General features: G+C 67.0%; 4 protein-coding genes. 3 read left to right on the top strand and 1 reads right to left on the bottom strand.

Annotation, left to right across the window (positions count from 1 at the left end):
* Nucleotides 1–640 precede the first annotated feature (640 nt).
* The gene (locus TSH64_RS00905; protein WP_109095273.1) at nucleotides 641–2050 is read left to right on the top strand and encodes a tetratricopeptide repeat protein; all 1410 of its coding nucleotides are present in this window, start codon (nucleotides 641–643) and stop codon (nucleotides 2048–2050) included.
* Between the two features lie 22 nt (nucleotides 2051–2072).
* Here TSH64_RS00905 and TSH64_RS00900 read toward each other — a convergent pair whose 3' ends face one another.
* Nucleotides 2073–4016, bottom strand: a complete 1944-nt coding sequence (locus TSH64_RS00900) for a hypothetical protein (RefSeq protein WP_109095272.1) — start codon at nucleotides 4014–4016, stop codon at nucleotides 2073–2075.
* 362 nt (nucleotides 4017–4378) lie between these two features.
* On the opposite strand from TSH64_RS00900, the gene TSH64_RS00895 reads away from it, so the two are divergent.
* Nucleotides 4379–5056: a ParA family protein gene (locus TSH64_RS00895; RefSeq protein ID WP_109046996.1), complete on the top strand. Its 678-nt coding sequence runs from the start codon at nucleotides 4379–4381 to the stop codon at nucleotides 5054–5056.
* 1033 nt (nucleotides 5057–6089) lie between these two features.
* On the top strand, nucleotides 6090–6533 hold the full coding sequence (locus tag TSH64_RS00890; protein ID WP_109095286.1) for a hypothetical protein: 444 nt from the start codon (nucleotides 6090–6092) through the stop codon (nucleotides 6531–6533).
* Nucleotides 6534–6653: the final 120 nt, after the last annotated feature.

The following is a 6653-nucleotide window of genomic DNA, read 5'->3' as shown; positions in this document are numbered from 1 at the left end:
CCCGGTCTGGGTCCTGGTGCCCTTCGCCCCGGATTGGCGCTGGATGCTCGACCGCGAGGACAGCCCCTGGTATCCGACCATGCGCCTGTTCCGGCAGGCAAGGCCGCAGCACTGGGACGACACCATCGACAGGCTGGAGCGCGCACTCCGCGAACGCGCCGCCGGATAAGGGGCACCGGCAAAATCGGGTTCCCCAACGGGATCGGGGGCCATGCCCCGCCCGCTGCGTCCGTCATCCCCCCGGCCTGCCTGTGCGGGCGGCCTGTGCGGGCGGGCGGCGCATCCGGGAACGCGGATATAAAAGTGCCACGCCGGAGTAACCGGCGTGGCACAGTTTCGGCTGGAACCCTTTCCCGGGTCCATACAGACATTTGATGATATTTGGCGAACTGTTCAAGCGCCTTCTCCTGAACGGCATCGTTTTGGCTTGGTATCGCCTCTATATTTCCGCAGGGCGGTGGTGGACCCGCATTTGTGGTACCGGCCACCCTCCCGGCATCGACCGTTCAGGGCCGGTGAACCGCGACTCGGGGGAAGCGATCCGGTCGGACGGAAGGCATGATGGCGGTCATGCTGGCCGCTTGTCAGCCGGACGGGTGTCATGGGATGAAAGCCGCCCCAGCCTGAAAGACCGACCGCCATGCCCCCCGTCCCGCCGCCTGCCGATCTCCAGAGCGATTTGGACGCCGCACGCGACGCCGAGCGGACGGGCGGACCCGAAACCGCCATGGCACTCTATCGCCGGGTGCTGGAACGTGACGTGGAAGAGGGTGGAGCCGGAGTGGCGGTGGCCCATGACGCGCTCGCCCGGCTGCTGGTCGGACAGGACATGGCGGAGGCGGCCGGCCATGCGCTCGCCTCCTGGCAGTTGACGCCCGCCGATCGGACCCGGCGCTCCAACCTGTGGCAGCTTCTGACCCATTTGGGCAAAGCCGAAGACGTCGCCCGCTTCCAGGGCCGCGACGACTGCGTCGGGCTGGTGGCGCTGGGCAACGCACTGCGCCGCGACGGGCAGGGGCTGCGCGCCGAGCGTGCCTACCGCCGGGCGCTGGAGCTGTATCCGGAGGTCTCCTTCACGCTGAGCCGGCTGGCCTGCCTGTGCGCCGAACAGCACCGGCTGGAGGAGGCCGACGCCCTGTTCCTCCAGGCGGCGGAGCGCCATGGCGGACGCGATGCCGTCACCCGCACCGCCCCGGCCTTCCTGGCATCCCTGCGCGACGGACCGCCGCCGGCCGGCATCCGCGCCACGCTTGCCGAAGGGGCGGGAAGCGACGACCGGCCGCTGGTGGTCTACGCATCCTGCGACGCGGTCTATGCGCGCAAGTTCCTGCCGACCATGGTGCGGTCCATCGTCGAGGACAGCGGCCTGGACTGCGCCATCGCCCTGCACCTGATCAATCCCGACGCGGAGGCGGAGGCGACGGTGGCGTCCCTGGCCGCCGCCCATGGCGCCGGGCGCTTCATCGTCCTGCGCGAGACCATCGACCTGACGCCGCTGGGCGACAATGCCAAGACCTATTACGCCTGCAGCCGTTTCCTGGTGCTGCCCGACCTGCTGTCCCGCTGGAGGCGGCCGGTGCTGATGCTGGACGTCGACCTGATGGCGATCCGTGACCTGAACCCGCTGCTGGCGGCCTCCGCCCACTCGGACCTGGGGATGATGAGCCATGCGCTGAAGCGGCTGGACATCTGGAGCCTGCTCTACGCCGACGTGCTGCACATCCGGCCGACCGCGGGGGCGCTGCGTTTCCTCGACCTGACCCGGCGCTATATCCGCCATTTCCTGGATCGCGGCCTGCCGGTCTGGTTCCTCGACCAGGCGGCGCTCGCCGCCGTGCATCTGGCCGGCTTCACGGCGGAGGCGGCCCCGCGCCTGACCGTCTATCCGGCCGACATCCACAGCAGCACGGTGATGGTCGATGGCGAGGGCCGCTATTGGACCGACGACAGCGCCTATTTCTATTCGGTCCGCGCCACCGGCGGCGGCCAGCACGCGATGCACCGGCTGAAGCGCCGGGCCGGGACCACCGCCGACGTCAAGCCCGGATAAGGCCGGGCGGCGCCGGCCCGCCTCAGCGGATCCAGCCCATCTCCCGGAAGCGGTCGAGGTTGTCGCGCACCAGCCGGGGATGACGGTCGAGCGGCACGACCTCGTACCCTCCACGGGCACCGGGGGCACCTTCGGGCAGGATGCCGCCGCCGTCGAGGAAGCTGGCGACGTCCGCCATGTTGCCTTCGCCGAAGGACTGGGCATGCTCCTGGTGGGCGTAGGCGTTCAGCTTGGCGGCGAAGCGCGACACATCGCCCATCCAGCTGAAATGCCAGCCGGCGTCGCGGATGAAGTGGCCGATGTTCTGCTTGGCGAGGTAGCGCACGGCATTGGGGCCGGTCTGCCGGATGAAGCGGAAGGGCGCGGCCCCGGCGGCACGCCAGTCACGGGAGAAGCGGTAGTTCAGCCGGTAGAAGAACAGGTCGAGTTCGGTGGTGAAGACGGTGTCGAAGGCCGGCCCGCCGCCGCGCAGCCGCTCCACCACCTCGCGCCGCAGGATCTCGTCGACGTCAGAGACGATGACCATGTCGTCGTCGCGGCAGCCGTCCAGCCCACGCAGGATGGCGTCGCGCTGGTAGGCTTCCCGCTGCCAGGAGAAGGTGCCGACAAGCTCGTCCACCACCACGTAGCGGATCTTGTCCATGTAGGGTTGGAACCGCTCGCGATGGTCGCCGAAGGTCAGCGCCTTGGGCTCGCCGGAATGGGTGTGGGACGCCTCCACCACGACGAAGCGCTCGACCACGTCGTAGAGTTCGGCCAGCCGGACCTCCAGGATCTCGGCCTCGTTGAAGAAGGTGCAGCAGTCGAAGACCCGCCGGGATGCCGGTTCCGCCGGGACGGCCGGTCCCTCCGCCATGTCTGCGGTGGCCGCGTCTTCGGCGAAGGGATTGCCGGACAGCGGAAGAATGGGATTGCGTCCGAGCGCCACCGCATAGCCGACGAGCGACCGCATGCCGAGCAGGGTCGTCCAGCGCTGCGTGCGGGTCCAGCTGTCGATGCCGGGCGCCTCCAGCAGGCGTTCCATCGTTGCCGACAGGCTGTCGAAGGAGGCACGGGCCGCGGCCTGCCGGTCCATGTCGTAGACATAGGCATAGGCGAAGCCCTTCAGGCTCTCCAGCAACTCCTCGATGACGAGATACTGCTGGGCCTGCGCCTTGCGCTCCAGTCCGGCCGGACTGTTCCACAGGTCGAAACCCTGCTTGTGGGCCTCCAGGGCGTCACGATAGCCCTGCCGCTCCTGCTGCAGATCTCCCAGCCAATGCATCGCGGCCGCGGCCGCCTGCCAGCGCGCCTCCGTCCGGCCGGCGCCCTGCCACGCCTCCGCCTGAACCGTCATCCCGCGGCAACGGGTCAGGGCCTCCGCGTGGCCGGGCGGGCACAGCCGGCCGAGCGCCCCCAGGAGCGGAGCCGCCGGCCGGTCACGGCCAAGCCACTCGGCAAGGGCGCGGATGCCGGCCGGCATGGCGATATCGCGCAACTGGTCGCCATGGGCCGTCTCCGGGGCAAGCAGCAGGCCCCGGGCGATCGACATGGCCGCCACCGCCCCGTCGCCGTCGGCGCCGCGCTCGAATTGCCCGATGAGCAGATGCGCCTGGGCGATCGCCGGATCGAGGACCAGCAGCAGCCGGCAGGCACGCCTGGCGTCGCCGGTTCGCCCGGCATTCGCATCCTCCATGGCGCGCTGGAGGATCATGGAAACCACGGCTTCGCAGTTGGTGCGAAAGGTATCGCGCGGCGCGCCATACTCCGCGAGAAGGACGAAACACCAGACCGCCGCCTCGAGCCGGCCATGCCGGTAGGCGTCGCTCCCCTTTGCAAAGATGTCGGTCAGGACCGTTTTCGACAGCTCGACGGCGTCCGCATTCCCGGGCTCCCGCTGCAGGATGCGCCGCAGCCCTTCCATGGCGTGCCAAGGACGCCCCGCTTCGGTATCGGTCCGGACCTGGAGGAAGCTGGCGTCTGTCATGCGGCGGATCCTGGCGGCGGGATGGCTGAGGCGGATGGATTGAGCGGCTGAACACGGATCCGCAGGCAGGCGGCGGTCGATCCGGGCACGGCACAGCGTACCGCCGGCTGGGAGCCGCAACGGCTGGGCCGGGTGGCTATGCCATGGCGATGCCGGGGCTGACAAGCGCCGGGGCAGGGACGCACCGCCGTCCCGGCGTCTCTTCCCCTCCCCACAAAGCCATTTTATATTTAAATATCATGATTTCATGCTTCTTCTTCATGACGTGAAACCACTTCCATCTTTCCTGTTCTTGCGTGTAAATCCGCAAAGCTCCCGCTCGGGTCCCCCCGCTTTCCCCCTCTGCAACCGGGAACCACCGCATGGCTCGGATCATCAGTTTCGCCTCCACCAAGGGCGGCGTCGGCAAGACCAGTCTGGTCATGGCGCTCACCTCCGAACTGCGCCGGCGCGAGGCAAGCGTGCTTCTGCTCGACTGCGACCCCAACCGGCATCTGGCCGAATGGGCGCGGCGGCGGAACGATGCCGGGGTGCGGGTGCTGGACGAGATCACGGAATCGAACGTCCGCCAGACGGTGCAGGAGAACGCGCCGAGCTTCGACTACACGCTGATCGACCTTGCCGGCTTCGGCAACCTGACCATGCTCTACGCCTTCTCGGTCAGCGACGGGGTGCTGATCCCGACCCAGCAGTCCTTCATGGACGTGAAGGAGACGGTGCGCACCTTCAAGGTGGTGGCGGATTCCGTCGGTGTGCTGAAGCACACCCCAGCCTCCAGCGTGGTGATCGTCCGCACCCAGGCGGCCATCGAATCCCGCGTCGACCGCCATGCTCGCGGCCTGCTGGACGAACATGGCGTCCCGGCCTTCCGCACCGAACTGATCGAGCGTTCTCTCCTGAAGGAGATGACCTATACCGGGCACGGTCCGGGCGAGGTCAATCCCGACAGCAATGCCGACCTGAACGTCCGCGCCCTGACCGACGAGTTCGTTGCCTTCCTGGAAAGCTCACCGGCCAATCCGCTGATCCCGCGGGGGTGAGGCGGACCGGGCGGCCTCCGGAAGCTGTGGAGAAACGCCGTCGCGGCTTCAGGGCATGAGATAAGGTCATGTCCTTACTTGTATATTTCATGAAATGATTTTTATCGCATAGCCGGCGACCTGAGGGTGAGGCGGGGCTGCGTTTCCGCGGATTGGGCGCATCGGGACCGGGCCCCCAAACCGGTGGGCGGTCCGGTGCGGATTAGCTGAGAGAGTGGCTTGCGTTCTCCTCCGGCAGATGAAGGGGCACCATCACCCCGGCAGCGGGACGGCCAGGATCGGCATTTCATCACCATTTATCATGTCATGATTTTTAGGCATGACTTCCTGTTACGGTGAAAAGTGATGAAGGCATGAGGCTGGAGCGAGGCTGCGTCGACACGACCGGAGAAGCACAGCAACTCAGCCGCCCAAAACATGCCTTTTCATCATTTCATGGATTCCCGATAACGCTGGTATCCGGAAAGGCGGCATCCGCCAAATCATGACCGCCCAGCCCTGTGAAGGTTCAATTCCGACCGAGGAACGGCCGGGCGGGGCAGGGCAATCGCGTCTTACTGGATCCCCCTGCCAATGCGGGACAACGGCATCTTCCTTTCCCGCGGTCCCGCTGCCACGGATATGCCGGACAACCGGCAAGCCCGCCCCCACATTGCAAAGATCACATTATATTATTTCATGATTAATTTTCATCATTACTGTTCATATAGACACTTTGCTGCCCCGATGGTTCGCCGACGATGCCTCCGCTCTGGACGGCGATACCATCCCTCCTCGACCGATGGCCGGCCCGCCCCCCTCCTGGAGCCTCCCAGCCCGCACTTGTCATCATGTTTTTATGTCATGATTTTTTGTGATGGCATGATGCCCTGCTATCCCCCCTGTGCTTCCCGCGCCACGCCGGTCGGCTTTCCGCCATGGCACACGGCCCACCCGCCACATGTCGCGAAGACAGGACACCAAGTCATGATAATGCTTCATGGCTTATTTGCCCGGCCCTCTTCAAGCCGGCATCGCCCTGACCGGAGTGCCCATGTCGACCGACAGCCCCGCCAAGCCGACCGTTAAGCCTGCCGCCAAGCCGGCCCGTCCTCCATTGGGCGGGATCGGGATCGGCGGGCTGGGCACGAACGACATCGATCCGATCCGCCAGTACGGATTGAGCAAGGGCTTCCTGCCGACCGAGACGGAGCCGCCCGCGGCATCGCCGGCCACTGTTTCCCAGGCCATCTCCCAGGCCGCTGTCCAGCCCGCCGTTCAGCCCGCGCCGCAACCCCAGCCGGCTCCGGCACCCACCATCGTCCGTCCGGCGCCGACCCGGCCGTGGCAGGCGATGCTGCCCGATTATCTGGTTGAGGAGCTGCGCCAAGCCGCCGCGCGCGAAGGCACCGCCCAGAAGGTGATCGTGCTGAAGGCGCTTCGGCAGGCCGGCTTCCGGATCGACGACATCGACCTTCAGGATCTGCGGCGGCGCTAAGCCTCCCGCATGAGCGCCGGGCGGCCACAAGAAGCACACAAGTGCAGCCGAAGGGACGGTTTGACTCTCCATGACTAGCCGTCTATGCCCTACCCGCGCTCTGCTCCTGCTCCAAACCGA

Origin of the sequence: Azospirillum sp. TSH64, from assembly GCF_003116035.1 — a bacterium.
In the GTDB taxonomy this organism is placed as follows: Bacteria; Pseudomonadota; Alphaproteobacteria; order Azospirillales; family Azospirillaceae; genus Azospirillum.
Note: the sequence above shows the minus strand (reverse complement) of the source record. Positions and strands in the feature narration are given on the sequence as shown.

Excerpts from the sequence above, each read along its gene's own strand:
- TSH64_RS00895 (WP_109046996.1), top strand. The coding sequence starts at position 4,379 with ATGGCTCGGATCATCAGTTTCGCCTCCACCAAGGGCGGCGTCGGCAAG.
- TSH64_RS00890 (WP_109095286.1), top strand. The coding sequence starts at position 6,090 with ATGTCGACCGACAGCCCCGCCAAGCCGACCGTTAAGCCTGCCGCCAAG.
- TSH64_RS00900 (WP_109095272.1), bottom strand. The coding sequence starts at position 4,016 with ATGACAGACGCCAGCTTCCTCCAGGTCCGGACCGATACCGAAGCGGGG.
- TSH64_RS00905 (WP_109095273.1), top strand. The coding sequence starts at position 641 with ATGCCCCCCGTCCCGCCGCCTGCCGATCTCCAGAGCGATTTGGACGCC.